Source organism: Lysobacter sp. Root983 (assembly GCF_001429345.1).
Lineage (GTDB): Bacteria > Pseudomonadota > Gammaproteobacteria > Xanthomonadales > Xanthomonadaceae > Lysobacter.
The window spans coordinates 1,163,833-1,189,861 of sequence record NZ_LMJO01000001.1; the positions used below are offsets into that span (position 1 = coordinate 1,163,833).

The window sequence follows — 26,029 nt, forward strand, 5'->3', positions numbered from 1 at the left end:
CTCGGCCGGGGCTGGGCACAGCCCCCCTACACCGCGCCGCGCAGGTTACGGCACCGCGCGTGCGGACCAGGCGAAATCGCAGCCACGGCTCAGTACGGCGACGAGTAGAATCGTGAGGTCACGCCTTAGCGAGTTGATTGCGTTCCATGACTGATTCCGTACGTCCGGTGTTCCACGGCTTCGAACAGATCCCGCTGCGCGAGTACGCCGAGCGCGCCTACCTCGATTATTCGATGTACGTGGTGCTCGACCGCGCCCTGCCCTTCCTCGGCGACGGCCTCAAGCCGGTCCAGCGCCGCATCATCTATTCGATGAGCGAGCTCGGCCTCAACGCCGGCGCCAAGCCCAAGAAGTCCGCACGCACCGTCGGCGACGTGATCGGTAAGTACCATCCGCACGGCGACAGCGCTTGCTACGAGGCCATGGTCCTCATGGCCCAGCCGTTCTCGTACCGTTACCCGCTGGTCGAGGGCCAGGGCAACTTCGGTTCCAGCGACGATCCCAAGTCGTTCGCGGCGATGCGCTACACCGAGTCCAAGCTGACCCCGATCGCCGAAGTGCTGCTGGGCGAGCTCGGCCACGGCACGGTCGATTGGGTGCCGAACTTCGACGGCACCCTGGAAGAGCCGACCTGGATGCCCGCGCGCCTGCCGCATCTGTTGCTCAACGGCACCACCGGCATCGCGGTCGGCATGGCCACCGACGTGCCGCCGCACAACCTCAACGAAGTCGTCAGCGCCTGCGTGCGCCTGCTCGACGACCCGGACGCGACCACCCGCGACCTGTGCGAGCACGTGCTGGGGCCGGACTATCCGACCACCGCCGAGATCATCACCCCGCGCGCCGACCTGATCGCGATGTACGAAACCGGCCTGGGCAGCGTGCGCGCGCGCGCCACCTGGGTGAAGGAAGCGCAGAACTTCGTGATCACCGCGCTGCCCTACCAGGCCTCGCCGGGCAAGATCATCGAACAGATCGCCCAGCAGATGCGCGCCAAGAAGCTGCCTTGGCTGGAAGACCTGCGCGACGAATCCGACCACGCCAATCCGACCCGGATCGTGCTGGTGCCGCGCTCCAACCGCGTCGATGCCGAACAGCTGATGGGCCACCTGTTCGCGACCACCGACCTGGAAAAGAGCTACCGCGTCAACATCAACGTGATCGGCCTGGACGGCCGTCCGCAGGTCAAGGGCCTGAAGACGCTGCTCAGCGAGTGGCTGGTGTTCCGCACCGACACGGTGACCCGCCGCCTCACCCATCGTCTGGAAAAGGTCGAGCGCCGCCTGCACCTGTTGGAAGGTTTGCTGATCGCGTTCCTCAACCTGGACGAAGTGATCCGCATCATCCGCAGCGAGGACGAACCGCGTCCGGTGCTGATGGAGCGCTTCGGGCTCAGTGAGGACCAGACCGACTACATCCTGGAAACCAAGCTGCGCCAGCTCGCGCGCCTGGAGGAAATGAAGATCCGCGGCGAGCAGACCGAGCTGGCCAAGGAACGCGAGCAGCTGATCGCCACCCTGGGCAGCAAGGCCAAGCTCAAGAAGCTGGTCAAGGACGAGCTGCTGGCCGACGCCAAGAAGTTCGGCGATGCGCGCCGCTCGCCGCTGGTCTCGCGCGACGCCGCCCAGGCCTTGTCGGAAACCGAGCTGGTGGCGAGCGAGCCGATGACCGTGGTGCTCAGCGAGAAGGGCTGGGTGCGCGCGGCCAAGGGCCACGACATCGACGCGGCCACCCTGAGCTATCGCGACGGCGACGGCCTGCTGGGTTCGGCCAAAAGCCGCAGCACGCAACAGGTCGCGTTCCTGGATTCGACCGGACGCGCCTACTCGACCGTGGTCCATGGCCTGCCCTCGGCGCGCGGCAACGGCGAGCCGCTGACCGGGCGCTTCTCGCCCGCGGCCGGCGCTTCGTTCCAGGCCCTGGCCAGCGGCGACAACGACAGCCGTTTCGTGCTCGCGTCCAGCCATGGCTACGGCTTCGTGACCCGTTTCGAAAACCTCACCGGCCGCAACAAGGCCGGCAAGGCCATGCTGTCGCTGACTCCGAACGCCAAGGTCCTGCAGCCGGCCGCGGTCGGCACGGTCGAGGCCGACCGGGTGGTCGCGGTGACCAACGTCGGCCACCTGCTCGCGTTCCCGGTCTCGGAGCTGCCTGAGCTGGACAAGGGCAAAGGCAACAAGATCATCGACATCCCCAAGGCCAAGCTCGGCACCGAGCGCGTGGTCGCGGTGGCGGTGGTCGCGCCGGGCACGACGCTCAGCGTGCGCTCGGGCACGCGCACCATGAGCCTGTCGTGGAAGGACCTGGACGCCTACGTCGGTGCGCGCGCGACCCGCGGCGGCCTGCTGCCGCGCGGATGGCAGAAGGTCGAAGGCCTGTCGGTCGAGTGAGCGCAGCGGCATGAACGCGGAATTCTGGCAACAGCGCTGGCGCGAGCGACAGATCGGTTTCCACCAGGACCGTCCGTCGCCGCTGCTGCTCAAGCATTGGCCGTCGCTGGGGCTGGCGCCGGACAGCCGGGTGTTCGTGCCGCTGGCCGGCAAAACCCTGGACATGGCCTGGTTCGCGTCGCAGGGCCATCGCGTGCTCGGCGTCGAGCTGTCTCGGATCGCGGTCGAAGAGTTCTTCGCCGAGCACGGCCTGACGCCCGAGGTGGAGATGTCGCGCTACGGCCGCCACTACCGCGCCGGCGCGATCGAACTGATCTGCGGCGACGCCTTCGCGCTGGACGCCGCACTGCTGTCCGATTGCGCGGCGGTGTTCGACCGCGCCGCCTTGATCGCCCTGCCGACGCCGCTGCGGGAGCGCTACGCGGGCGAGCTCTACCCTCGCCTGCCCTCGGGCTGCCGCGGCCTGTTGATCACGCTGGAGTATCCGCAGCACGAGAAGCAGGGCCCGCCGTTCTCGGTCGTAGAGCAGGAGGTCTACCGCCTGTATGCGCCGGACTGGCGGCTACGCACGCTGGAACGCCGCGACATCCTCGCCCAGCAACCGGCCTTCATCGCCGACGGCGTGACCGCGTTGGACACGGTGGTTTACGCGCTAGAGCGCAACTGAGGCCCGAGGCCGCCTCGCCGTGGGCGGCCGGCGGCGCCCGCGCCCCTCGCTTGGCCTGACGCAACTCTCGATTGGCCCGATGCCGCGCCGCGCGCGCGATGCGACGAAGCGCCGGAATCGTGGCATGAACGACGGCCACGACGACGCCTGAAGATCCGACACTAGGCACGACGGCCATGCGGCCGTCTTTGCCGCCGGCGACGGCCACCGACGCGCATGCGAAGGTCCCGCCGCAGCGCTCCTTCGGACGCTTCGGTCAGGAACGGCCGCTGCCGGCATTACCCACCTAAGAACGCAAGGATCTGCGTCCATGAAGCATTCCCACTCTCGCCTCGCCCTGATCGCCGCGGCCCTGTTGCTGCCCCTGACCGCCGCGGCGACGCCGCCGCCGGACGCCACCGCGCGAATCCCGATCTGCAACGGCGGCTACTTCGCCGAAATGTCGCTGGACTTCGGCAACACCGGCACCACCGCTACCGTGGCCGCCAAGGCCAAGGTGGTCAGCTCACCGGTCGGTCCCTTTCCGCCCGCGCCGCCGTATTACGCGGTCTACGCCGCGGCTTCGCACCGTCCGGACGCGGGCTCGGCCTGGTCCACCAACGACCAGAACCTGGAAGGCGTCTCGTCCTACCCGACCTCGCCGGCCAGCGCGACCAAGATGGCGTTCCGCTCCGCGACCTGCGAACTGGCCGGCAACGCCGTGGTCAGCGTGCATTGCCCTAGCGGTCAGTGGGAGTACAAGACCCTGGAACGCATCTGGGTCGGCTGCGGTCTTTAAACGCGCTTGAGCCGTCGCCACGAACGGGCGCCGCCGATGCGGCGCCCGTTTCGTATGCGAACGCGATGGCTCAGGCCTTCGCGGCTTCGATCAAGCCCTGTGCGATCGCCTCGGCGTTGGAGCGCAGCACGCTGGGATTGACCTGCATCGCGAACTCGCCGGTTTGCGGATGCGGCCGGGGCAACAACAGACCGCGCTGCTTGGCGCGCTCGCGGAAGGCCTGGGGGTCGCCGGACACCGCCAGGAAATAGCGGCTGGTGCCCGCGGGCAGCTTGCGCGATTTGAAGCGACGATCCTGCGCGAGCAAGGCCAACAAGCGATCGGTGAGCTGCCAGGCCTGCGCGTAGTCGGTCTCGTAACGGTCCACGTACTGCGCGGCCACCGCGACCGCCGGCCAGGCCTGCGGCAGGGAGCCGCCGAACATGCGCCGGGTGTGATACAGGCCGTCGATGAAGGCCGAGTCGCCCGCCAGGATGGCCCCCGACATGCCGTTGAAGTGCTTCCACAGCGACACGAACACGGTATCGAACAAGGCCGCGTGTTCCTGCAGGCTGCGCCCCGAGTGGTACGGCAGATTGAACAGCCGCGCGCCGTCCAGATGCAGACGAATGCCCTCGCCGCGCGCATAGGCGCTCAGACGCACCAACTCGTCGTAATCGGCCATCTCGTGATCGCGGCGCCGCACCGGCGACTCGATCGAGACGACGCCGATCTTCATCGGCACGCGCCCGCCGGCGGAACGCCCGACCCAGTCGCGCGCCTCGTCGACGGTGATGGTGCTGCGCCCCGGCGCCAGCGGCACCAGGTTGAGCCCGCTGAGGATCTCGCCGCAGTCGCCGCTGTCGTTGTAGAAATGGCTTTCGGCCTGCACCAGCACGCGCCGGTCGGCGCCGGCCAGCTTGCGCAGCGCGATGTGGTTGGCCAGCGTACCGGTGGGCACGAACATCGCCGCCTGCTTGCCCAGTTTCTTGGCGAAGCGGGCTTCCAGCTCGGCGACGATGCCGCCGTTGGAATAGTTATCGGCCTCGATACCGGCGCCGGCGCTCATGCGCTCCAGCAGCACCGCGTACTCGCGCGAACTCAGACCCAGGCCGTCGTCGTAGAAATTGATGTGTTTGAACAAGTCCGCGTCGGCGTCGCCGGCCGCGGCCGGCGCGGCCGCCGCTTGCGCGAGCACGGGCGAGACCGCCGTCAAACCGCTTACCGCGATGAATCGGCGTCTGTCCATGCGCGCATCCGGAATTGGGGTGTGCGCGATCATACTCCAGCGCATTCGTTGCGCAGTTCGCGTGCGAATGGGCACGCGGCGAAAACCTTGTGCCGCGCGCGCAACAACCCAACGTCGGCGCCGATGGCGTCGCCCGGTTGGAAACTGCTGGACGACCGCAAATCGCGCACGTCGCGTCGCTCTGGAACGCTAGACTCGATCGCGATGCGCGCCGCGATGCGCGCGTCGCCACGGCCGGCGACGGCGTCCGGCACAGGAGCGCCGGACAAGAAGATTCGCTGTCGCCGACGCTACCCATACCACGCTAAGGATCAGCCGCATGAATCAGCACCGCACCCGCGTTTCCGCCGCGATTGTCGCCGCATCCCTACTCGCCCTGCCCCTGGCCGCCGGCGCCACGCCGCCGCCGGATGCGAGCAGCGATATCCTCGTCTGCAACGGCAAGTATCTGGTGAGCCTGGACCTGGACTTCGCCGAAGGCGGCGTCGATGTCAGCGTCGCCGCCAGCGCCGACCTCAACCCGGCCGACGGCTTCAGCCCGCCGCCGGAACCGCCGCGCTGGTACTCCGCGTACGTAGTGAGCTCGCATCGCGACAGCGCGCACCCGACCTGGGACAGCCACAGCGAAACCGTTAGCGGCAACGGCTCCTATCCCTCGCAGGCGCCGATCGCGAGCTACTGGACCTGGATCGGCGCCGGCTGCGAACTCAAGGGCACCGCCACCATCAACGTCGGCTGCCCCGGCGGCAGCAGCGAGACCAAGACCCTGACCCGCACCTGGGTCGGCTGCGGCTTCTGACGACCGCATCGCGGCGGCGTTGGCGCCGCTGCGACCCGTCGCGCACGGGCGCGGCCAATGCCGCGCCCGTTCCGTCGTACGGCAGGCTCAGACCAAGGCCGCTTGATGCACGCCGGCGACCGCGCGCCCCGACGGGTCGGCGGCATTGGCGAAGGCCGCGTCCCAGGCGATCGCGGCCGGCGAGGAACAGGCGATCGATTTGCCGCCCGGCACCGTCTCGGCACAGGCCGTACCCGGGAAATGGCGCTCGAAGATCGAGCGGTAGTAATAGGCCTCCTTGGTCTGCGGCGGGTTGATCGGGAAGCGACTCGGCGCCGCGGCCAGGTCGCGGTCGCTGACCTGGGCTTCGGCATGCGCCTTGAGGCCGTCGATCCAGCCGTAGCCGACGCCGTCGCTGAACTGTTCCTTCTGCCGCCACAGGATGGAATCGGGCAGATAGCCTTCGAAGGCCTCGCGCAGCACCGCCTTCTCGATCCGGCCCTTGCCGGCCATCTTGGCCTGCGCGTCCATGCGCATCGCCACCTCCAGGAACTCGACGTCCAGGAACGGCACCCGCGGCTCCACACCCCAGGCCATCATCGATTTGTTCGCGCGCAGGCAGTCGAAGCTGTGCAGGGCGTCGAGCTTGCGCACCAGCTCTTCGTGGAACTCGCGTGCGTTCGGCGCCTTGTGGAAGTAGAGGTAGCCGCCGAAGATCTCGTCGCTGCCCTCGCCGGACAGCACCATCTTCACGCCCATGGCCTTGATCCGCCGCGCCAGCAGGAACATCGGCGTGGACGCGCGGATGGTGGTGACGTCGTAGGTTTCGATGTGCTGGATCACGTCCGGCAGCACGTCCAGGCCTTCCTCGAAGGTATAAGTGAAGCCGTGGTGCACGGTGCCCAGCGCCTGTGCCGCGATCTCGGCCGCGGCCAGATCGGGCGAACCGGCCAGGCCGATCGCGAACGAGTGCAAGCGTGGCCACCAAGCCTCGGCCTGGTCGTCCTCTTCGATGCGACGGCGCGCGAACCGCGCCGCGCAAGCCGCCACCAGCGATGAATCCAAGCCGCCCGACAGCAGCACGCCGTAAGGCACGTCGCTCATCATCTGCCGATGCACGGCGCGCTCGAAGGCGGTGCGCAATTCTTCCTTGCTGACCTCGACGCCGCGCGTGGCCTCGTAGTCGCGCCACGGCCGCTGGTAGTACTTCACCGGCACCCCGACCTCGCTGTCGTAGTAGTGGCCGGGCGGGAACGCGGCGACGTCGTCGCACAGGCGCGCCAGCACCTTCATTTCCGAGGCCACCCACAGGCGGCCGTCGGCGTCGTGCCCCCAGTACAGCGGGCACACGCCGAAGGGATCGCGCGCGATGACGTAACGCCCGCGCGCCGCGTCCCACAGGGCGAAGGCGAAGATGCCGTTGAGGCGGTTCAGCAGCTCGCCCAGGTCGCCGCCCTCGCGGTAGAGCGCGTTGATGACCTCGCAGTCGGACTTGGTCTGGAACGCGTAGGGCGCGCTCAGCTGTTGCTCGAGTTCGCGGTGGTTGTAGATCTCGCCGTTGACCGCCAGCGCGAGCTCGCCGTCGGCCGAACGCAGCGGCTGCGAACCGCCGGTGGGATCGACGATGGCCAGCCGCTCGTGGACCAGCAGCGCGCGCGGATCGACGCTGACGCCGGACCAGTCGGGCCCGCGGTGGCGCTGGCGTGCCGACAGGGACAGGGCCAGCGGCCTGAGCGGTCTCAGGTCGGCGCCGGGTCGGAGGTCGAACAGGCCGAGGATCGAGCACATCGGGGGAATCTCCAGTGAGGTTGAATTGCTTTTCTTTGAATCCCCGGCCATGGATGGCCGGGCTCTTGTTCAAGGACGAACGATCAGTAAACAACCCAGAAACGAAAAAGCCCGCGCTTTTCGGCGCGGGCTTCGTTGACGATTAAGAGCGTATGTTGCGCGCGCTAATCGCCGGCCCGCGGGAGGCTGGCGTTATTGCGATTGTTATTGTTCGCCGCGGCCACGGCCGCGCGGCCGCGGAGGGCGGCGCTGCGGATCAGGACGGTGGCGAAGGGACGGGCCATGGCTCGATCCTGCTTGAGGCCGGGACGGTTTGCAAGCGTCCGGGGCTCCCGCCGGCCCGGTCCGCTCGCCCAAGGCCAACGCAGCCCCCTGGACGGAGCGGCCAATCGGCTAAGCTGCGCCGCGGAGGGCACCTCATGGCACATTGGATCAAGCGCGGCCTGCTCGCGCTGCTGGTAATGGGTTTGATCGCGGGCGCGGGCGCCTGGTGGCTGCTGCGCGGCAGCCTGCCGCAACTGGACGGCGAACTGGCGCTGCAGGGTCTGTCGGCCCCGGTGAGCGTGCAGCGCGACGCGCAGGGCGTGGTCACCATCGACGCCGCCAACGAGACCGACGCGATCCGCGCGCTGGGCTACATCCATGCGCAGGAACGCTACTTCGAGATGGACCTGCTGCGCCGCACCGCGGCCGGCGAGCTGTCGGCGTTGTTCGGCCCGATCGCGGTCGAGGTGGATCAACGCCGGCGCGTGCATCGCCTGCGCGCGCGCACCGAACAACAGCTGTCCAGTTTCGCCGGCGAGCAGCGCCCGCTGCTGCAGGCCTACACCGACGGCGTCAACGACGGCCTGGGCGCGCTGCGCGCGCGGCCCTGGCCCTATCTGCTGCTGCGGACGCAACCGCAGCGCTGGCAGCTGGCCGACTCGGCCCTGGTCGGCTACGCGATGTACTTCGACCTGCAGGATGCCGACAACGTGCGCGAACGCGCGCTGTGGAAGCTGCGCCCGGCCCTGTCGCCGAACCTGTACGCATTGCTCACCCACGGCAGCAGCAGCTGGGACGCGCCCCTGTTCGGCAATCCGCACGGCGATGTGCAATTGCCCGATGCGGCCACCATCGACCTGCGCAGCATGCCGATACCGGCCGACGAAGCGCCGGTGGAGGTGCCGCGTCGCAACGAGGTCGGCAGCAACAACTTCGCCGTCGCCGGCAGCCGTACCCGCGACGGCCGCGCGATCGTCGCCGACGACATGCACCTGGGCCTGCGCGCGCCCAATCTGTGGTTCCGCGCGCGCCTGCGCTACGCCGACGCGCGCGTGCCCGGCGGCCGCATCGATGCCGGCGGCTTCACCCTGCCCGGCCTGCCGGCGCTGGTGGTCGGCAGCAACGGTCATGTCGCCTGGGGCTTCACCAACAGCTACGGCGACTGGCTGGACTGGGCGATCGCGCCCGGCTGCGCCGGCCCCGCACCCAAGGCCTGCGCCGGGCTGCGCACCTACGAAGAACGCATCGAGGTCAAAGGCGAAGCCGCGCGCGTGCTGCGCGTGCGCGAGACCGCCTGGGGCCCGCTGATGCACGACAACGCCGACGGCAGCGCGCTGGCGCTGCGCTGGTCGGCGCATCTGCCCGGCGGGCTCAATCTGGGCCTGGCCAAGCTGATTCGCGCGCAGTCGCTGGACGAGGCCATGCGCGATGCCCAGGACGTGGCGATGCCGGTGCAGAACCTGCTGGTCGGCGACCGCGAAGGCCGCATCGCCTGGCGCCTGCTCGGCCCGATTCCGCAGCGCGCGCCGGGCTGCACGCCGGCGGTGCCCCTGGCCGCCGACGCGGCCTGCCCGCCCTGGACCCTGCGCAGCGACGTCGCACCGCAACTGATCGATCCGCCCGGCGGGCGTCTGTGGACGGCGAACTCGCGCACGCTCGAAGGCGCCGAACTGGCGCGCATCGGCGACGGCGGCCTGGTCCTGGGCGCGCGCGCGCAGCAGATCCGCGACGACCTGATGAGCAAGTCGCGCCTGGACGAACGCGACCTGATGCGAATCCAGCTCGACGACCGCGCGGTGTTCCTGACGCGCTGGTGGACGCTGCTGCGCGAGCAGGCGGCGCGCTCCAAGGATGCGCCCGCGATGAAGGAGCTGGCCGCGGCGTCCACGCATTGGGAAGGCCGCGCCGTGCCCGAATCGGTGAGCTACCGGCTGGTGCGCGCCTGGCGCCTGGCCGTGCACGATCGCTTGATCGACGGCCTGACCGCGCCCGCACGCGTGCGCCAGGGCCGCGAATTCGAGATGCCCGAACTGCCGCAATTCGAAGGCGTGGCCTGGCCGCTGGTCACCCAGCAGCCGCAGCACCTGCTGCCGCGCCGCTATCCCTCCTGGGACGCGTTGTTCGAGGACGCCGCGCGCCAGGTCCGCGACGATCTCGCCAAACAGGGACCGCTGGCGCAGCGCCGCTGGGGCGAACGCAACACCGCCGCGATCTGTCACCCGCTCGCGCGCGCCCTGCCCGAATTCGCCAAGCCGGTGCTGTGCATGCCTGCGGACGAACTGCCCGGCGACGTCGCCATGCCGCGCGTGCAGCGCCAGGACTTCGGCGCCTCCGAGCGCATGGTGGTGGCACCGGGGCACGAAGCCGAGGGCATCATCCAGATGCCCGGCGGGCAAAGCGGGCATCCGCTGTCGCCGTACTGGGGCGCCGGTCACGACGACTGGGTCCAAGGCCGCCCCTCGCCGTTCCTGCCGGGGGCGACGCAGTACACCTTGACGCTAAAGCCGCGCTGAGGCGCGGCAGGTGGAGCGACGCGGCCGATCGGGATTGCGCGATCGCGGCTCACGCCGCTCCCACAGAAAGCAGGCCGCGTCGCTCTCTGTGGGAGCGGCGTGAGCCGCGATTAGAACCCACACGACGCAACGCGAATCCCAGCCCGCGCGCCCAACTCCCGGCGCCGAGCGTTTAAGCGTTCGGCACCAGCAAACGCTCGATCAAGGCCAGATACAAATCCGGCAGCGCTTCCAGATCGGCCACCGACACGTGCTCGTCGACCTTGTGGATGCTGGCGTTGACCGGCCCGATCTCGATGCACTGCGCGCCCAGCGGCGCGATGAAGCGCGCATCCGAAGTACCGCCGCCGGTGCTTTCTTCCGGCGAGGCGCCGGCGAAACGCGCCAGCACTTCGCGCGCGGCCGCGCGCAGCGGACCTTCCGGGGTGTAGAACGGCTCGCCGCCGCGGAACCAGCGGATCTGGTATTCCAACCCGTGCGCGCGCAGCACCTGCTCGCATTCGCGCTCCAGGCCCTCGGCGTTCCAGCTCGGGTTGTAGCGCAGGTTGAACAATACCTGCAGCTCGCCCGGAATCACGTTGTTGGCGCCGGTACCCGCGTGCACGTTGCTGATCTGGAAGCTGGTCGGCGGGAAGGTCTCGTAGCCTTCGTCCCAACGTCGCGCCGCCAGCGCCGACAGGGCCGGCATGGCCTGATGGATCGGGTTGCGCGCCTTGTCCGGATAAGCGACGTGGCCCTGCACCCCGATCACGTTCAAGGTCGCCGACAAGGTGCCGCGACGGCCCACGCGCAGCAGGTCGCCGAGCTTGGCGGTCGACGAGGGCTCGCCGGTCACGCACCAGTCCAGGCGTTCGCCGCGGGCGCGGAAGGTATCGGCGACGCGGCGCACGCCGTCGATGGCGTCGCCCTCCTCGTCCGAGGTCAGCAACAGCGCGACCCGGCCCGGATGACGCGGATACGCGGCGACGAAGCGCTCCAGCGCGACCACGAACGCGGCCACGCTGCCCTTCATGTCGGCCGCGCCGCGGCCGTACAGCACGCCTTCGCGGATCTCGGGCACGAAGGGATCGCTGGCCCAGGCCTCGCGCGGGCCCGAGGGCACCACGTCGGTATGCCCCAGCAGCACCAGGGTCGGGCCATCCTCGCCGTGCACGGCCCAGAGATTGTCGACCTCGCCGTAACGCAGATGCTCGCAGCGCAAGCCCGCGCGCTGCAGGCGTTCGGCGATCAGCGCCTGGCAACCCAGGTCTTCCGGCGTCACCGACGCGCGCGCGATCAGATCGCGGGTCAGCTGCAGGACATCGCTCACTTACCCACTCCGAAGCGCAGCTTGAAACCGTTGTCGCTGAAGCCCTGGGTGACGGTGCCGTCGTCGGTGACCACCACCGGGCGCCGGATGAGCTGCGGATACTCCTTCAGCAGCAGCTTCCATTCCGCATCCGAGGCCGGCTCCTTGCGGTTCGGCGGCAGCGTGCGCCAGGTGGTCGAGGACTTGTTGATCATCGCGTCCCAACCGCCAAGCTGGTCGCGCCACCCCAGCAGCGTCTCCGGCGTCTGCCGGTGGTCGCGATAGTCGACGAAGCTGTGCGCGACGCCGAACCGATCCAGCCACTTGCGGGCTTTCTTGCAGGTGTCGCAGTTGCTCAGGCCGTAAAGCGTGGTCATGGTTGCCCCGTCGAATTCTGTTTGGATGCCGCGATGCGGTCTTCCAGTTGCTTGACCTGCGCGGGCGCTCCGTACGGCATCCCGTCCAGGAAGGTGTCGCGCAGGATAAAGACGATCTTATCCCCGAACTTTCCCGGAACGGAGAGCGTCAGCGTCAGGCGGACCAGGGTGCGCCAGCGGGCCGAATCGACGGCGACCACGTCGCGCAGCTGCACCGTGTCCTCGACCCCACCGTTGCGGACCAGCAAGCGGTCGCCGTCGTCGTAGACCTCGTCCAGCACGTCGCGCAGGTAGCGATAGGTCACGACTCCGCCGACCACGATGGCGACCGCGAACACCCCCACCGTCTCGACCGGCACCGGGCGCTGCAACAGCGCGGCCACCAGCGCGGCGGAAAAGGCACCGAACGTCACGATGGGGAAGGTGCGTTTGAAGTGGTAGGACATCGACGATGAGATGCGGCGCATGGTCATGAATATTCCGCCCGATTCAAATCGGCGCCCCAGCTATCGGCCCGTATTGCACCGACATGCTCCCTGCACATGCGGATGTTCTTATCGGCGCGACGGTCCCTCGAAACGTAGATGCGCATCATTCGCTCTGACTCAGCCAGACGGCGATCGAGCGCCTGCCGACGCGATGGAACCTAAGGCGGCGGTCATGGCGACGCGTTCGCGCAGCGCGCGGCTGACGTCGCTGCCGCCGGGCGAGCCGAACGGCGAATTGGGTTTCGGGAAGAATTCGATCCGTCGCCCGAACTTGGTCGAACTTCGTAGGGACAACACCACTTTTCGGGTCCGCCACTCGATCTGCTCGGACACCTTGGCGATGTCCGAGATCGGTATTAGCTCTTCCAGCCCCCGACGCCGCACCCGCAATGCATCGCCCGCCTCTTCTACGCTATCGGCGAAACGCCGCGTATACAGCCACCAAGTCACGCTATTGAGCGTCAGGAGACCCAGCATAAACCAGATCTCTAGCGGTAATCGGTAGAGGCCGAGCACATGACCTATTGCGAGTGAGGCGAGTGCGACAACCAGAGCACCCGCCGTCCACGACGTGATTGCCCTTGCCACCACCGTGTTGGCGGACAGACGCGCCATCGGCTGACTCAGTCCGCCAACCCGCGCAGCAACTCATTGATGCTGGTCTTGGACAGCGTCTTGGCGTCGACCTGCTTCACGATCACGGCGCAGTACAGCGAGTGCGAGCCGTCCTTCGCCGGCAGCTGGCCGGACACGACCACGCTGTAGGGCGGCACGTAGCCGTAGCTGATCTCGCCGGTGGCGCGGTTGTAGACACGGGTGCTCTGGCCCAGGAACACGCCCATGCCGATCACGCTGTGGTGGCCGACCACGAAGCCTTCGACCACTTCCGAGCGCGCGCCGATGAAGCAATGGTCCTCGATGATCGTCGGCGAGGCCTGCAGCGGCTCCAGCACGCCGCCGATGCCGGCGCCGCCGGACAGGTGGCAATGCTTGCCGACCTGGGCGCAGGAGCCGACCGTGGCCCAGGTGTCGACCATGGTGCCTTCGCCGACGTGGGCGCCGATGTTGACGAAGCTGGGCATCAGCACCACGTCCTTGCCGATGTGGGCGCCGCGGCGCGCGATCGCGCCGGGCACGACGCGCGCGCCGAGCTTGCGGAAGTCGCTCTCGCCGTAGCCTTCGAAACGTGCCGGGACCTTGTCCCAGAACGGCGCCGGGTCGGCCTCGACCAACTGCATCTCGTTGACGCGGAAGTACAACAGCACCGCCTTCTTCAGCCATTCGTTGACGGTCCAGCCGCCCTTGCCGTCCGGCTCGGCGACGCGGAATTCGCCCTGCTCCAGGCCCGAGATCACCCGCTCCACGGTCGGCCGCGTCGATCCCTCGATCTCGTCCGGCGTCAGCATGCTGCGGCGCTCGAAGGCGCTGTCGATCATGAACTTGAGTTCGTCGATGCCCGGCGCCTTGGGCGCGGTCTTCTTGCGGACGGTCTTCTTGGCGGTCTTGGCGGGGCTCATCGGTGGTCTCCTTCCAGGCAGGCGAGCAGCGCGTCGCGCAGCGCCTGCTGTTGCGTTTCGTCGAGCGCGCGATCGCGCCCGTCGGTGTCGGGGCTGGTGATCTGGAACATGTCCTCGGCGCGTTCGCCGAAGGTGGCGATGCGCGCGTCGTGCACGCGCAGCGCCTGATTGCGCAGGGTCATGGCGACGTCGGCGAGCAAGCCCGGCCGATCGGTGCAGACCAGACTGAGCAGGGTGCGCTCGCCGGCGCCGCCGGCACTGTCGCTGCCGGATTTGTCGACCGTGTTGAAGCCGATCTGCGGCACGATGCGGAAATGCTTGAGATGGCGCGGCTGGGCGCGGCGCGCCGGCCGGACCCGGTCCAGCGGCGCGGCCAGGGTCGCGGCCAGACGGCGCTCGACGTCCTCGGCCGAGGGCGGATGGCGCGGGTCGGTGGGCACGACTTCGAAGGTGTCGAAGATGGTGCCCTGCGGGCCGTCGAGCACGCGCGCCTGCTGGATCGCCAGGCCAAGGCGGTCCAGGGTGGCCACGATCGCGGCGAACAGGCCGTCGCGGTCGGGCGAATGCACGAACACTTCCAGCGCACCGGCCAGCGCGCTGACCGGACGCGCACGCACGCGGGTGTCGCCGACCAGCACGCCGCGCAGCGAGGCGGCCTGCCAGGCGATCTGATCCGGGCGCCCGCGCTGGAAGCCGATGTCCGGCATGCGCGCGAACAGCGCCGCGATCTCGTCGTCGCCGCTGCCGAACGCGGCCAGCATGGCGTGCGCGGCGGCGCGGGTCTCGGCCGCGCGCTCGGCGCCCGCGACCGGGTGCTCCAGCCCGCGTCGCAGCGCCAGGCGGGTGGCGGTGTAGAGATCGGCCATCAGCCGGTCCTTCCACGCGTTCCACAGCTTGGGCGAGGTGCCGGCGATATCGGCGCAGGTCAGCAGATACAGATGATCCAGACGCTCGCGGTCGGCGACCTTGCCGGCGAAGCGGTGGATCACTTCCGGATCGGCGATGTCCTGCTTCTGCGCGGTCACCGACATCAGCAGGTGTTGGCGCACCAGCCATTCGATCAGGGCGGTGTCGGCCTCGCTCAGGCCCATCACGGTGCCGAACGCGCGCGCGTCGTCGCCGCCGAGCTCGGAATGGTCGCCGCCGCGGCCCTTGGCGATGTCGTGGAACAGGCCGGCCAGCAGCAGCAGTTCGGGCTTGCGCAGGCGCGGCCAGACTTCGTGGGCGATGCTGAAACGCTCGTCGGCCACGCCGGAGGCGAAGCGCGCCAGATTGCGCAGCACCGCCAAGGTGTGTTGATCGACCGTGTAGACGTGGAACAGGTCGAACTGCATGCGCCCGGAGACTTTCGAGAACGCCGGAATCCAACGCCCGAGCACGCCCAGGCGCGCCATGCGTTCCAGCGCGTGGACCGGATGCGGACCGCGCAGGATCGCCAGGAAGCGCTCGCGCAAGGCGGGGTCGGCGGCCTCGAAACTGGGGATGCGCGACAGCGACTCGGCCAGCGCGCGCGCGGTGCGCGAGTGCAGGCCGCGCACGCCGTCGTGCTCGGCCCAGGCCGCGAACAGGGCGAAGATGTCCTGCGCGTCGCGCGGCCACTGCGGCGAGCGCGCGGCGATGTAGTCGCGGCGCAGCTCGAAGGCCTCGAACGCGCCGCGCATCGGCACCGGCGCGGGCTCGCCCTCGATCTGCTCTTCGTAACGCTGCAGCAGGCGCTCGCCGATCCGCAGCACCAGCGCGGCGCTGCGGTAGAAGCCCTGCATCATCTGCTCGACGGCGAGGGTGTCGGCGTTGTCGACGTAGCCCAGGCGCTCGGCCAGCAGTTTCTGGTAGTCGAAGCGCAGGCGCTCCTCGCGCTTGCGCGCGACCAGGTGCAGGCCGAAGCGCAGGCGCGACAGGGCGCGGCGTTCGCGCTCCAGCGTGCCCAGTTCGTCGACGCCGAGCTGGCCGATCGCGACCAGCGATTCCAGGTCGGCGGTGCCGATGATGCGCAGCGCCATCCAGTGCAGGGTCTGAACGTCGCGCAGGCCGCCCGGGCCTTCCTTGAGATTGGGTTCGAGATTGTCGGCGGTGTCGCCGTAGCGCGCGTGGCGCTGCCGCAGCTCCTCGCGCTTGGCCAGGAAGAACTCGCGCGCCGGCCACACGTACAGCGGCGCGATCGCGGCCTGCAAGGTGGCGCCGGCGTGATGGTCGGCGGCCAGCGGGCGCGCTTCCAGCATCGCGGTAAGCACGGTGATGTCGGCCGCGGCCTCGGTGCATTGCGCGGCCGAGCGCACCGCATGGCCGACCGGCAGGCCGCCATCCCACAGCAGGGTGAAGAAGCGGCCCAGGGCCTCGGCGTGATCGGCCTGGGCCTGCGACTCGGCCAGCACCAGCAGGTCGATGTCGGATTGCGGGAACAGTTCGCCGCGGCCGTAGCCGCCGACCGCGAACAGCGCCAGCGGCGCGTCGGCCGGAACGCTGTCGCGCCAGGCCGCGCGCACTTCGGCGTCGACGGTGTCGGCGCGCACGCGCAGCAGGCGGTCGATGTCGATGCCGTCGGCGGGGGTGTCGGCGCCGGCGTCGAAACGTTGCGCCAGCGCCGCGTCGACCGCGTTCAATGCGGTGCGGATCGACGCCGCCCGCTCGGCGCTGTGCGCCGTCGCGCCCGGCTCCGCCAGGCCAGAGCCGGCGGCGGCGCTACCGGTCATAGGTCGTTGTCGTCGCCGGGCAGCCGGGTCAGGATCTCGACGCCGTCGTCGGTCACCGCGACCGTGTGTTCCCACTGCGCCGAGAGCTTGCGGTCCTTGGTGACCACGGTCCAGCCGTCGGGCAGCAGCTTGGTGTGGCGCGCGCCCTCGTTGATCATCGGCTCGATGGTGAAGGTCATGCCCGGCTTCAGCACCAGGCCTTCGCCGGCGCGGCCGTAATGCAGCACCTGCGGGTCTTCGTGGTAGATGCGGCCGATGCCGTGGCCGCAGTACTCGCGCACCACGCTGAAGCGTTCGGATTCGGCGTACTGCTGGATCGCCGCGCCGATGTCGCCCAGGGTCGAACCCGGCTTGACCGTGCGGATGCCGCGGAACATCGCTTCGCGGGTCACGTCGACCAGGCGCTTGGCCATGACCGAGGGCGCGCCGACGATGTACATGCGGCTGGTATCGCCGTGCCAGCCGTCCTTGATGACGGTGACATCGATATTGACGATGTCGCCTTCCTTCAGGATCTTGGACTCGCTCGGGATACCGTGGCAGATGACGTTGTTGACCGAGGTGCAGACCGTCTTGGGGAAACCCTTGTAGCCGACGTTGGCCGGAATCGCCTGCTGCACGTTCACGATGTGGTCGTGGCAGAGCTTGTCCAGGGCCTCGGTGCTGACGCCGGGCTTCACGTGCGGAGCGATCATCTGCAGCACCTCGGCGGCCAGGCGGCCGGCGACGCGCATCTTCTCGATCTCGTCCGGAGTTTTGATGGTGATGGGCATGTGGGCATTATCGCCTATTCACGCCCCGCGATCATGGCGGCGCGCGGTCCACAGCGTGCCGCCGTCGTCCTCGCCCGTCCCCATCGGAGCCATCCGCATGCCGCTGCGCCGCGTTTCCGTCGTCTCTCTCGTCCTGGCCCTGGTGCTGAACGGGCCGGCCCCGGCCGCCGAGCCCGCAGCAGCCTGGGTCGAACTCGCCCCCGGCCTGTCGGCCTGGAGCGGCCCGGCCACCACCGTGCTGCTGGCCGAAACCGAGCACGGCGCGCTGCTGGTCGACAGCGAAACCGCCAAGGCCGCGCCGGCGCTGGGCCAGGCCCTGGCCGGCCGCAAGCCGCTGCGCTATGTGGTCAACACCCATTGGCACGGCGACCACGCCGGCGGCAACGAGGCCCTGGCCGCGACCGGCGCGACCCTGATCGCGCACGAGAACGCGCGCCGGCGCATGGCCGAAGCGACCTTCCTCAAGCACCACAACCGGGTCATCCCGCCCCTGCCCGCCGCCGCCCTGCCCGGCGTGACCCTGGCCGGCGACGGCCGCATTCGCCTGGACGGGCTGGAGGCGCGGCTGATCCACGTCCCCGCCGCGCACACCGACGGCGATCTGCTGGTGCATTTCCCGGCCGCCAACGTGCTGCACATGGGCGACTGCTACTTCAACGGCTTCTATCCGATCATCGACACCGGGGTCGGCGGCACCGTCGACGGCCTGATCGCGGCCCTGGACCGCGGCCTGGCGCTGTCCGACCCGCGCACCCGGATCGTCGCCGGGCATGGCCCGATCGGTACCCGCGCCGATCTCAAGGCCGCGCGAGACATGCTCGCGGAGGTGCGCGAGCGCGTCGCCAAGCTCAAGCGCGCCGGCCGGACCCGCGAACAGGTGCTGGCGGCCGCGCCCACCGCCGATCTGGACCCAGTCTGGGGCCAGAACTGGGTCAAGCCGGCCCAGATCGTCGGCTCGGTCTACGACAGCCTGCCCTGAGCGGCCCCATCTAGGAGCGGAGCGAATCCTCCTCACCCCCTTTTCAATGGGGAAGACCAGCCGCTGCGAAGGGGTTGGGCACCTCCGGTTGCCGCAAAGCCCTGATCCGGCTACACTTCTGCGGCTATGCGGAGGTCCCAGGGCTTTCGCGCCGCCCACGCCGGGCGTCACCGGCGAATACACACCCGCTGCCACAGCCCGTGCCGGGGTGCCTCGTACAGCTGATTCGTACGCGGTTCGGACACGGAAGCAGCGGGGAGGCCCAACCCCGGAACCACGCACCGCCGGCCCCGCCTGCGGCGCACCGCCCTCATTCCTCGTGGCGGTCGGTTCCACTGCCTATCGGAGTCATGCAATGCCCCAGATCACCATGCGCCAGATGCTGGAAGCCGGCGTCCATTTCGGCCACCAGACGCGCTACTGGAACCCCAAGATGGGCCCGTACATCTTCGGCGCCCGCGGCAAGATCCACATCATCAACCTCGAGAAGACCGTTCCGCTGTTCAACGACGCGATGAACTTCATCTCGGGCATCGCCCAGAAGCGCGGCACCATCCTGTTCATCGGCACCAAGCGCTCGGCGCGCGAGTCGATCAAGGAAGAGGCCGAGCGTTGCGGCATGCCGTACATGACCCAGCGCTGGCTGGGCGGCACCCTGACCAACTTCCGCACCGTCAAGCAGTCGGTGTCGCGCCTGAAGGAACTGGAAGCCGGCGAAACCGACGGCACCTTCCAGAAGCTGGTCAAGCACGAAGTGCTGGGCCTGCGCCGCGAGCGCGAGAAGCTGTTCGCCTCGCTCGGCGGCATCAAGGAAATGAACCGTCTGCCCGACGCGCTGTTCGTGATCGACATCGGTCATGAGGACATCGCGATCAAGGAAGCCAAGAAGCTCGGCATCCCGGTCGTCGCGGTCGTCGACACCAACTACGATCCGGCCCTGGTCGACTACGCCATCCCGGGCAACGACGACGCCATCCGCGCCGTGCAGCTGTACGCCCGCGCCGCCGCCGACTCCGTGCTCGAAGGCAAGGCCGCCGCGCCGGCCGTCGGCGTGCGCGAGGAAGAGTTCGTCGAGCTCGACGCCGAAGGCAACCCGATCGCGAAGGAAGACCGCAAGGCCGCTCCGCGCGGTCGCGCCCCGGCCAAGAAGGGCCCGGCCCCGGCCGGCGCCAAGAAGGACGCTCCGGCGGCCGAGTAAGCGCTTTGTCACGCAGCCGCGCGAGACTGCGCGGCTGCGTCTCTCACGCATCCGACCCAGTAGGAGCGGCGTACGCGGCGGTCGCCGCCGCGCGTTCCTATTCGGCTACACGAATCACCTGAGGTAACCCCATGGCAGAAATCACCGCTTCCCTGGTCAAGGAACTCCGCGAGCGCACCGGCGCCGGCATGATGGAGTGCAAGAAGGCCCTGACCGAAAACAACGGCGACATCGACGCCGCCGCCGAGTGGCTGCGCAAGTCCGGTCTGGCCAAGGCCGACAAGAAGGCCGGCCGCATCGCCGCCGAAGGCCGCATCGCGGTCGCCCAGGACGGCGGCAAGGCCGTGCTGGTCGAGATCAACTCCGAGACCGACTTCGTCGCCAAGGACGCCAACTTCCTCGGCTTCACCGAGACCGTGGCCCAGGTCGCGCTGAGCTCCGGCGCCGCCGACGCCGAAGCGCTGAAGGCCGCCAAGGTCGCCTCGGGCGAGACCATCGAGGAAACCCGCGCCGCCGTCATCGCCAAGGTCGGCGAGAACGTGCAGGTGCGTCGCCTGGTCCGCATCGACAGCCCGAACAACGTCGCCGCCTACGTGCACGGCGGCCGTATCGGCGTGCTGATCGAGGTCAAGGGCGGCGACATGGACCTGGCCCGCGGCCTGGCGATGCATGTCGCGGCGATGAACCCGCCGCACATCAAGGCCAGCGACGTCCCGGCCGAGTTCGTGGCGAAGGAAAAGGAAATCGAACTGGCCAAGATGACCGACAAGGACAAGGCCAAGCCGGCCGACATCCTGGAGAAGATCATCGGCGGCAAGATCGCCAAGATCGTCAACGAAGTCACCCTGTACGGTCAGCCCTACGTGCTGGACACCAACCAGACCGTCGAGCAGGTCCTGAAGGCCGCCGGCGCCGAGGTCGTGACCTCGCAGCGTCTGGCCGTGGGCGAAGGCATCGAGAAGCAGACCGACGACTTCGCCGCCGAAGTGATGAAGCAGGCCGGTCTGGCGTAAGCCGCCGCTGTTTCGAGTCGAAGAAGGCCGCGGACCTCCGCGGCTTTCTTTTGGGCGTGGTGCGAGCAATCAGCGCGGAGTGAAGATGCAAGCGGACATCGAGCGGAAAATCCATCCCGACGACGGCATGTGGCAACCGGCGGAAAGCTGGTACTTCGCGGTCGGGCGCAGCGCCCTGCGCCTGGTCGATCTGGCCGCGCGGGCCTCGTGGCTGCCCAAGATCGGCAGCATTCTCGACCTGCCCTGCGGGCACGGCCGGGTCGCGCGCCACCTGCGCGCGGGTTTTCCCGACGCCGAGCTGTACTTCTGCGATATCGACCATTCCGGCGCCGACTTCTGCGCCGAGACCTTCGCCGGCACCGCCATCCACTCCAAGCCCGAGCTGACCGAGGTCGCCCTGCCCAAGGTGGACCTGATCTGGGTCGGCTCGCTGTTCACGCACGTCGACCTCGACCGCACGCGTCGCTGGCTGCGCTACCTGAGCGAACACCTCAATCCCGACGGCGTGCTGGTGGCGACGTTCCATGGCGATTGGAGCCTGCGCATGCAGGAGATCTACCAGATGATCGACCCGCCGTCTTGGGAACGCATCGTCGCCGACTACCAGGCGACCGGTTACGGCTATGCGCCTTATCGAGACGTGGACATGGGCGATTACGGCATTTCCCTGTCGCGTCCGGAGGCGATCATCGCCGCGGTGCGCGATATTCCGGGCGTGCGCCTGGCCGGCTACATGGAGCGCGGCTGGGCCGACAATCAGGACGTCGCGATGATCGCGCGCGAGGATCGCGAGATTCCGTGGACGCCCGAGTTCCGTTCGCGGAAGTAAATCGCGCGGAGCAACGCCGCCGTTCGTTCGAACCAAAAAAGGCCGCGGATTCCGCGGCCTTTTTGTCGCAGCGCCAGCGACGCCCTCACCCTTGCCGATCGCGCAAGCGCGAACGGGGAGACCGGGCCGCCGTGCTCAGCCCTGCTGCTGGAAGTACACCTCTTCATAAGGCTGCACCACCACCCAGCCGTTGCCGGAGAACTTGAGCTGGATGCTCTCGCCCGAACCGCGGCCGAGCAGCGTGCCCAGCGAGATGTCGGTGACGATATCGGGGCTGAGATTGCCGGACCAGGCCACGGTCGCGTTGGGGTCGGTGAAGACCGGCTGGTCCGGGGTCACCGCCAAGGTCAGCGGCTCGTAGTGCGAGGTGATCGCAACCACGCCGCTGCCGGACAGCTTCATGTTGAACAGGCCGCCGGACATCATGCCCGAGACCTTGCGCATCATCTTGATCTCCGAGGCGATGCCGTCCTCGTAGGCGAGGATGTCGTTGCCGTTGACGAAGATCGACTCGCCGGCCAGGCGCAGCAAGGTGATCTTCTTGCCGGCGTCGGCGATGTAGACCCGGCCCTGCCCTTCCATCTTCATCATCTGGGTGCCTTCGCCGCTGATCGCTTTCTTCAGCAGGTTGGTCAGGCCCTGTTCGAGCATGCCCTGGCGGATGAACTTCACGCCGCCGCGGTAGGCCACCATCGAGCCGGACTTGGCCCAGATGCGGCCGTTGAGTTTGACTTCGAGCAGATGCGAGCTCTCGAGTTCGAAGGTCTCCGGGCTGAGATCCTTCTGGCTGCTGGTTTCGACGAAATCCTTGAGGTTCTTGATGCTCATATGCGGTCCTGCGCCAATGGAAGCGGCAGCATAAGCGACCGCGCGCGCGTCGGCATGACAAAAAAAGGCCGCCTGCGAGGCGGCCAGAGGTGTTGGGAGAGATCCCGATCTTGCGGCCACCCGCCGGGCATCCGTGCCGCCCGGCGGTCCGTCGCCGCGGCACGGCGGCCGTGGCCGCCGTGCTCGCCACCGTCGTGCGACGGTCAGAACTGCAGGGAATAGCGCGCGTTCACCGCGTGATCGCGCGCTTCGTCGGCCCACTGGCCGCTGTAGGTGAACTCGAGCAGGCCGTTGGCGCCCAAGCGCGCGGCCAGCCCGGCTTCGAACACGGTCGCGTCCTCGGCCAAGGGCGCGCCGTGCACGTCGAAGGCCGCGCCGTTGCGCCAGGCCACCGTGGCCGACGGGGTTTCGGCGCCGCCGGCATGGCGCCGGCCGATGCCGCCGCGAAGGTTCAGCCAACTGCTGTCCTGCTGCGCGCCCTTGAGGCCGACGTTGAAGCGCAGGCCCAGGGTGGACAGGTCCAGACGCTGGTCGGCGCTGGCACCGCTGAGCGCGGCCACGCCGCCGCTTTCCTGGAAGCCGTCGCTGCCCACGCGCACGTGCGCGTACTGCGCGTAGGGTTCCCATTCCCAGGCGCCGGTGGCGATGCGGTACGCGCCCTCGACGAAGACCTGGCGGGTATCGCCGTCGTAATCGGCGCGGGTGCGGTCGGCGAAGCCCGGGAAGCTCACGTTGCGCTCGATCTCGATGTCGTGGCGCGCGTAGCTGGCGCCGGCGCGCAGGCCGAAACCGCCCCAGTTTTGGCCCAGGTACAGGCCCAGGTGGCGGGAGCGGACTTCGGCGCGCGAACTGCGCGCGTCGAGCTTGGCGTCGCTGCGACCGACGCCACCGAGCACGCCCAGGCGCCAGCCGTTGGCGAAGCGGTAGTCGTAGCCGAGCAGACTGGCGTCGCCGTTGTAGCCGACTTCGCCGGCGTTGCCGTCGGCGTGCAGGGTGCCGCCGTTCTTGAGCAGCTGGATCCAGGCCGCCGACTCGGACTCGCCTTCGGCGGCCGCGTCGAACGCGCCGCTGCCGGCCTGGGCACGCGCCAAGGCGGCCTCGCGCACATGCCGGCTGCCGTCCACCAGCACCGAGCGCGTGCTCGCGTGCAGTTCGCCGCTGAGATCGTCGAGCGCGTCCAAGGCCTGCGCCGGGAACAACTGGGTCAGCGGTTGCGGCAGGCCCTGGCCCATCGCCAGCGCATCGACCGCGCCCGCGGCCGAACGCTGGTTGTAGGTGTTGGCGGCGCTGGCCATGCTGGCGCCGCGCACCACGTCCACGGTCACCTTATTGGCGGCGTAGGCGAGGTCGAACTTGAGGAACGGCGAGAACGCGCTGTGGTCGATGGCGGCGAAACGGCCGTCCACGCCCAAGCTCGCCGAAAGGATGTCGTAGCGCTGGCCGAGCAGATAGGTGCCCGGCCCCTGGAACACGCGCACGGTGCCGCCCAGCAGGGTCGCGCGGCCGTTGACCAGCAGCAGGTCCGACGCCGACGGCGCCGCCAGTTCGACCTGGTAGGTCGATCCCACGGCCTGGGTGTAGTCGCCGTCGATGGTCAGGGTGCCGATCGAATTGCCTGGCGCGATCGTGCCTTCGACCCGGGTCGTGCCCAGGCGGCCGGTGCCGCCGAGCATGCCGCCGGCGCCGATCACGGTGCTGCCGCCTTGCTGCGTGCCGTTGAACGCGACCTTGCCGCCGTTGACGGTGAGGTCGACGTTGTCGAGCACGCCGCTGCTGGCCACCAGGCCCCAGCCGCCGTCGAGCTTGAAGGCCAGATCGTGGAGCCCGCCTTCGATGCGGGCCACGCCGGAGGCGACGTTCAAGTCGGTGCTATGCAGATCGCCGGTCAGCAGCAGATCGCCACCGGCGACGTCGACCGCGCCGGACAGCTTGTTGCCGCCGGCCAATTCCAGACGGCCCTGCGCCACGGTGGCGCCAGCGAAGCTGTTGTCGCCGCTCAGGCGCAGCCAGCCGGCGCCGGACTTGGTGAGGCGGCCGGGGCCGGAGATGTCGTTGCTCCAGTCGTCCCAGGCATCGCCCTCCCAGACCTTGGCGCCGCCCGCGCGCTGGTTCATGACCACGTCGGTGTCCACGCGCAGCTGGCCCGGTCCGTCGATCGCCTTCTTCAGATCGATCAGGCCCCAGCCGTAGAACTCGTCCACGCCGGCATCGCCCAGGTCGGTGGCGGTGGTCAGCAGCACGTCGCGGATCTGCGGATTGTCGAGGTAGGGATAGCGCTCCATCAGCAGCGCCAGCGCGCCGGTGACGTGCGGCGAGGCCATCGAGGTGCCGGTCTTGTAGCCGTACCCGTAGTCCGGATGGGCCGCGTCGATTTCCAAATTATAGGAACCGTCGGGATTCTGCTCGACGCGACCGTCGATCTGGCCCTCGATCACCGTCGACAGAATGTCGGTACCCGGCGCGGCCACGCACCAGTCCTTGCTCAGGCCGCAGATGCTGGAGCTGCCGTCGAGGTTGAGGTCCTCGCCGAGGTTGACCACGCTGAGCCAGTACTGCTCGATCTCCGGCGCGAAGCGCGGCAGGGTGGCGTAGGCGCCGGCGATGTTGCCGTAGTCGTTGCCCGCGGCCCAGACATTGATCATGCCGGTGCGCAACGCGGCGTCGGCGAACAGGCGGTAGTAGTCGTGGTAGGTGTCGTATTCGAGGTCCATGTCCTCGGGCGTGGTCGGCTCGATGCCGTTGCCCCAGCTGTGGTTGATCGCGCGCACGCCCTGCGCGGCCATCTGGTCGAACATGCTGTTGAGCGCGTCCTCGCCCGGGCCCTGGGTCAGCAACCGGCTCGGGTAACCGTCGCCGTCGGCATAGAACTCGTTGATGCGGTTGAAGAACAGCTTGGAGGTGGTCAGGCTGGCGCCGGTGGCCACGCCGTGGGAGCCGTTGCCGTCGCGGTTGGCGACCATGGTGCCGGCGACGTGGGTGCCGTGGCTGTTGTATTCCATGAACATACGCAAGCCTTCGCCGTCGAAGGAAAGATCCGGCGGGACCGTGTCGTTGATGTAGTAGGCATCGATCTGCGCGATCTCGCCGTCGGACAGGAAGCAGGCGTTGGGGCCGTTGATGGCGCTGCTGGCGACGCAGCCGGGATCGCTGATGCGGATGGCGCGGTGGTCGCGGCCGCCGAATTCGGAATGCGCAAGCGCGGCGCCGCTGTCGAACACGCCAAGACGGATGCCGCGTCCGGTGAGGCCGCGCGCGTACGCGTACTCGGCGCCGATCGCGCCCAGGCCCCAGTCGGCCTTGAACTCGTCGCTGCGCCAGCTGTCGGCGTCGCCGATGACGCCGCTTTCCTGATACGCGTCCTGCGCGAACGCGGGCGCGGCCGCGCCCAGCAGCAAGCCGCAAAGGATCGCCGCCGACAACGCCGAACGGGCGTGGCTGCGAGGGTGACGACGAGGTGTGCCTGTTGCGCTTGCACTGCTTTGCATGCTGCCGGTGCTCCTGTGGCGGCGCGATCGAATCGCGTGGGGGATGGGGAGGGGTGCGCTGCGACGCGAGCCGCTCCCCTGATCGACGGTGGATGCGGACCGTCGCCAACGCGACCCCTGATAGGAAATAACGCAAGCGCGCCGGGTCCCCCTACCCT

20 protein-coding genes are annotated in these 26,029 nt (G+C 68.9%); 9 read left to right on the top strand and 11 right to left on the bottom strand.

Annotation, left to right across the window (positions count from 1 at the left end):
- Positions 1 to 146: 146 nt before the first annotated feature.
- The 3 genes from parC to ASE43_RS04965 all read left to right on the top strand — a co-directional run bounded on the left by parC (position 147) and on the right by ASE43_RS04965 (position 3,835).
- Positions 147 to 2,390, top strand: a complete 2,244-nt coding sequence (parC, locus tag ASE43_RS04955) for a DNA topoisomerase IV subunit A (RefSeq protein WP_057159629.1) — start codon at positions 147 to 149, stop codon at positions 2,388 to 2,390.
- 10 nt (positions 2,391 to 2,400) lie between these two features.
- The gene (locus ASE43_RS04960) at positions 2,401 to 3,057 is read left to right on the top strand and encodes a thiopurine S-methyltransferase (RefSeq protein ID WP_057159630.1); all 657 of its coding nucleotides are present in this window, start codon (positions 2,401 to 2,403) and stop codon (positions 3,055 to 3,057) included.
- 310 nt (positions 3,058 to 3,367) lie between these two features.
- Positions 3,368 to 3,835 carry a hypothetical protein gene (locus ASE43_RS04965; RefSeq protein ID WP_057159631.1) on the top strand — a complete coding sequence of 156 codons (468 nt, stop codon included), beginning with the start codon at positions 3,368 to 3,370 and terminating at the stop codon, positions 3,833 to 3,835.
- 70 nt (positions 3,836 to 3,905) lie between these two features.
- Here the strand turns inward: ASE43_RS04965 and ASE43_RS04970 are convergent, their stop codons facing one another.
- A complete protein-coding gene (locus ASE43_RS04970; RefSeq protein WP_057159632.1) occupies positions 3,906 to 5,063 on the bottom strand; it encodes a beta-eliminating lyase-related protein in 1,158 nt (385 codons plus the stop codon).
- 319 nt (positions 5,064 to 5,382) lie between these two features.
- Here ASE43_RS04970 and ASE43_RS04975 point away from each other — a divergent pair, with 319 nt between their 5' ends.
- Entirely contained in the window at positions 5,383 to 5,862 is a 480-nt protein-coding gene (locus ASE43_RS04975) for a hypothetical protein (protein WP_057159633.1), read from the top strand.
- A gap of 87 nt (positions 5,863 to 5,949) precedes the next feature.
- Here ASE43_RS04975 and asnB read toward each other — a convergent pair whose 3' ends face one another.
- On the bottom strand, positions 5,950 to 7,629 hold the full coding sequence (gene asnB / locus ASE43_RS04980; protein WP_057159634.1) for an asparagine synthase B: 1,680 nt from the start codon (positions 7,627 to 7,629) through the stop codon (positions 5,950 to 5,952).
- 419 nt (positions 7,630 to 8,048) lie between these two features.
- Between asnB and ASE43_RS04985 the strand changes: the two genes are divergently transcribed.
- Entirely contained in the window at positions 8,049 to 10,406 is a 2,358-nt protein-coding gene (locus tag ASE43_RS04985; RefSeq protein ID WP_057159635.1) for a penicillin acylase family protein, read from the top strand.
- Positions 10,407 to 10,578: 172 nt separating this feature from the next.
- On the opposite strand, the gene dapE is transcribed toward ASE43_RS04985, so the two are convergent.
- The 7 genes from dapE to map form a co-directional block, all read right to left on the bottom strand.
- A complete protein-coding gene (gene dapE, locus ASE43_RS04990; protein ID WP_057159636.1) occupies positions 10,579 to 11,715 on the bottom strand; it encodes a succinyl-diaminopimelate desuccinylase in 1,137 nt (378 codons plus the stop codon).
- A complete protein-coding gene (locus ASE43_RS04995) occupies positions 11,712 to 12,071 on the bottom strand; it encodes a Spx/MgsR family RNA polymerase-binding regulatory protein (RefSeq protein WP_057159637.1) in 360 nt (119 codons plus the stop codon). Before ASE43_RS04995 ends, dapE begins: the two co-directional genes overlap by 4 nt.
- Positions 12,068 to 12,544 (bottom strand): hypothetical protein, encoded by a 477-nt coding sequence (locus tag ASE43_RS05000; RefSeq protein WP_057159638.1) that lies wholly within the window; start codon positions 12,542 to 12,544, stop codon positions 12,068 to 12,070. Before ASE43_RS05000 ends, ASE43_RS04995 begins: the two co-directional genes overlap by 4 nt.
- A gap of 132 nt (positions 12,545 to 12,676) precedes the next feature.
- On the bottom strand, positions 12,677 to 13,174 hold the full coding sequence (locus ASE43_RS05005; protein WP_056176070.1) for a hypothetical protein: 498 nt from the start codon (positions 13,172 to 13,174) through the stop codon (positions 12,677 to 12,679).
- Positions 13,175 to 13,182: 8 nt separating this feature from the next.
- A complete protein-coding gene (gene dapD, locus ASE43_RS05010) occupies positions 13,183 to 14,076 on the bottom strand; it encodes a 2,3,4,5-tetrahydropyridine-2,6-dicarboxylate N-succinyltransferase (protein ID WP_056176072.1) in 894 nt (297 codons plus the stop codon).
- Positions 14,073 to 16,766 carry a [protein-PII] uridylyltransferase gene (gene glnD / locus ASE43_RS22485; RefSeq protein ID WP_057159639.1) on the bottom strand — a complete coding sequence of 898 codons (2,694 nt, stop codon included), beginning with the start codon at positions 16,764 to 16,766 and terminating at the stop codon, positions 14,073 to 14,075. The genes dapD and glnD overlap by 4 nt, the downstream gene beginning before the upstream one ends.
- Entirely contained in the window at positions 16,763 to 17,539 is a 777-nt protein-coding gene (gene map / locus ASE43_RS05020) for a type I methionyl aminopeptidase (RefSeq protein ID WP_056176078.1), read from the bottom strand. The genes glnD and map overlap by 4 nt, the downstream gene beginning before the upstream one ends.
- Before the next feature lie 97 nt (positions 17,540 to 17,636).
- On the opposite strand from map, the gene ASE43_RS05025 reads away from it, so the two are divergent.
- The 4 genes from ASE43_RS05025 to ASE43_RS05040 all read left to right on the top strand — a co-directional run bounded on the left by ASE43_RS05025 (position 17,637) and on the right by ASE43_RS05040 (position 21,558).
- The gene (locus tag ASE43_RS05025) at positions 17,637 to 18,518 is read left to right on the top strand and encodes an MBL fold metallo-hydrolase (protein ID WP_162258753.1); all 882 of its coding nucleotides are present in this window, start codon (positions 17,637 to 17,639) and stop codon (positions 18,516 to 18,518) included.
- Between the two features lie 355 nt (positions 18,519 to 18,873).
- Entirely contained in the window at positions 18,874 to 19,716 is an 843-nt protein-coding gene (gene rpsB / locus ASE43_RS05030) for a 30S ribosomal protein S2 (protein WP_056176081.1), read from the top strand.
- Positions 19,717 to 19,847: 131 nt separating this feature from the next.
- Entirely contained in the window at positions 19,848 to 20,729 is an 882-nt protein-coding gene (tsf, locus tag ASE43_RS05035; RefSeq protein WP_056176086.1) for a translation elongation factor Ts, read from the top strand.
- A gap of 85 nt (positions 20,730 to 20,814) precedes the next feature.
- Positions 20,815 to 21,558 (top strand): class I SAM-dependent methyltransferase, encoded by a 744-nt coding sequence (locus tag ASE43_RS05040; protein ID WP_157499082.1) that lies wholly within the window; start codon positions 20,815 to 20,817, stop codon positions 21,556 to 21,558.
- Positions 21,559 to 21,693: 135 nt separating this feature from the next.
- Here ASE43_RS05040 and ASE43_RS05045 read toward each other — a convergent pair whose 3' ends face one another.
- Positions 21,694 to 22,386: an AIM24 family protein gene (locus ASE43_RS05045; RefSeq protein ID WP_056176092.1), complete on the bottom strand. Its 693-nt coding sequence runs from the start codon at positions 22,384 to 22,386 to the stop codon at positions 21,694 to 21,696.
- Between the two features lie 203 nt (positions 22,387 to 22,589).
- Complete coding sequence (locus ASE43_RS05050; protein WP_057159640.1) at positions 22,590 to 25,781, bottom strand: autotransporter serine protease; 3,192 nt, start codon at positions 25,779 to 25,781, stop codon at positions 22,590 to 22,592.
- Positions 25,782 to 26,029: the final 248 nt, after the last annotated feature.

Bases quoted from the DNA above. Each gene is read 5' to 3' on its own strand.
- parC (WP_057159629.1), top strand. From the start codon at position 147: ATGACTGATTCCGTACGTCCGGTGTTCCACGGCTTCGAACAGATCCCG.
- ASE43_RS04960 (WP_057159630.1), top strand. From the start codon at position 2,401: ATGAACGCGGAATTCTGGCAACAGCGCTGGCGCGAGCGACAGATCGGT.
- ASE43_RS04965 (WP_057159631.1), top strand. From the start codon at position 3,368: ATGAAGCATTCCCACTCTCGCCTCGCCCTGATCGCCGCGGCCCTGTTG.
- ASE43_RS04970 (WP_057159632.1), bottom strand. From the start codon at position 5,063: ATGGACAGACGCCGATTCATCGCGGTAAGCGGTTTGACGGCGGTCTCG.
- ASE43_RS04975 (WP_057159633.1), top strand. From the start codon at position 5,383: ATGAATCAGCACCGCACCCGCGTTTCCGCCGCGATTGTCGCCGCATCC.
- asnB (WP_057159634.1), bottom strand. From the start codon at position 7,629: ATGTGCTCGATCCTCGGCCTGTTCGACCTCCGACCCGGCGCCGACCTG.
- ASE43_RS04985 (WP_057159635.1), top strand. From the start codon at position 8,049: ATGGCACATTGGATCAAGCGCGGCCTGCTCGCGCTGCTGGTAATGGGT.
- ASE43_RS04995 (WP_057159637.1), bottom strand. From the start codon at position 12,071: ATGACCACGCTTTACGGCCTGAGCAACTGCGACACCTGCAAGAAAGCC.
- ASE43_RS05000 (WP_057159638.1), bottom strand. From the start codon at position 12,544: ATGACCATGCGCCGCATCTCATCGTCGATGTCCTACCACTTCAAACGC.
- ASE43_RS05005 (WP_056176070.1), bottom strand. From the start codon at position 13,174: ATGGCGCGTCTGTCCGCCAACACGGTGGTGGCAAGGGCAATCACGTCG.
- dapD (WP_056176072.1), bottom strand. From the start codon at position 14,076: ATGAGCCCCGCCAAGACCGCCAAGAAGACCGTCCGCAAGAAGACCGCG.
- glnD (WP_057159639.1), bottom strand. From the start codon at position 16,766: ATGACCGGTAGCGCCGCCGCCGGCTCTGGCCTGGCGGAGCCGGGCGCG.
- map (WP_056176078.1), bottom strand. From the start codon at position 17,539: ATGCCCATCACCATCAAAACTCCGGACGAGATCGAGAAGATGCGCGTC.
- ASE43_RS05025 (WP_162258753.1), top strand. From the start codon at position 17,637: ATGCCGCTGCGCCGCGTTTCCGTCGTCTCTCTCGTCCTGGCCCTGGTG.
- rpsB (WP_056176081.1), top strand. From the start codon at position 18,874: ATGCCCCAGATCACCATGCGCCAGATGCTGGAAGCCGGCGTCCATTTC.
- tsf (WP_056176086.1), top strand. From the start codon at position 19,848: ATGGCAGAAATCACCGCTTCCCTGGTCAAGGAACTCCGCGAGCGCACC.
- ASE43_RS05040 (WP_157499082.1), top strand. From the start codon at position 20,815: ATGCAAGCGGACATCGAGCGGAAAATCCATCCCGACGACGGCATGTGG.
- ASE43_RS05045 (WP_056176092.1), bottom strand. From the start codon at position 22,386: ATGAGCATCAAGAACCTCAAGGATTTCGTCGAAACCAGCAGCCAGAAG.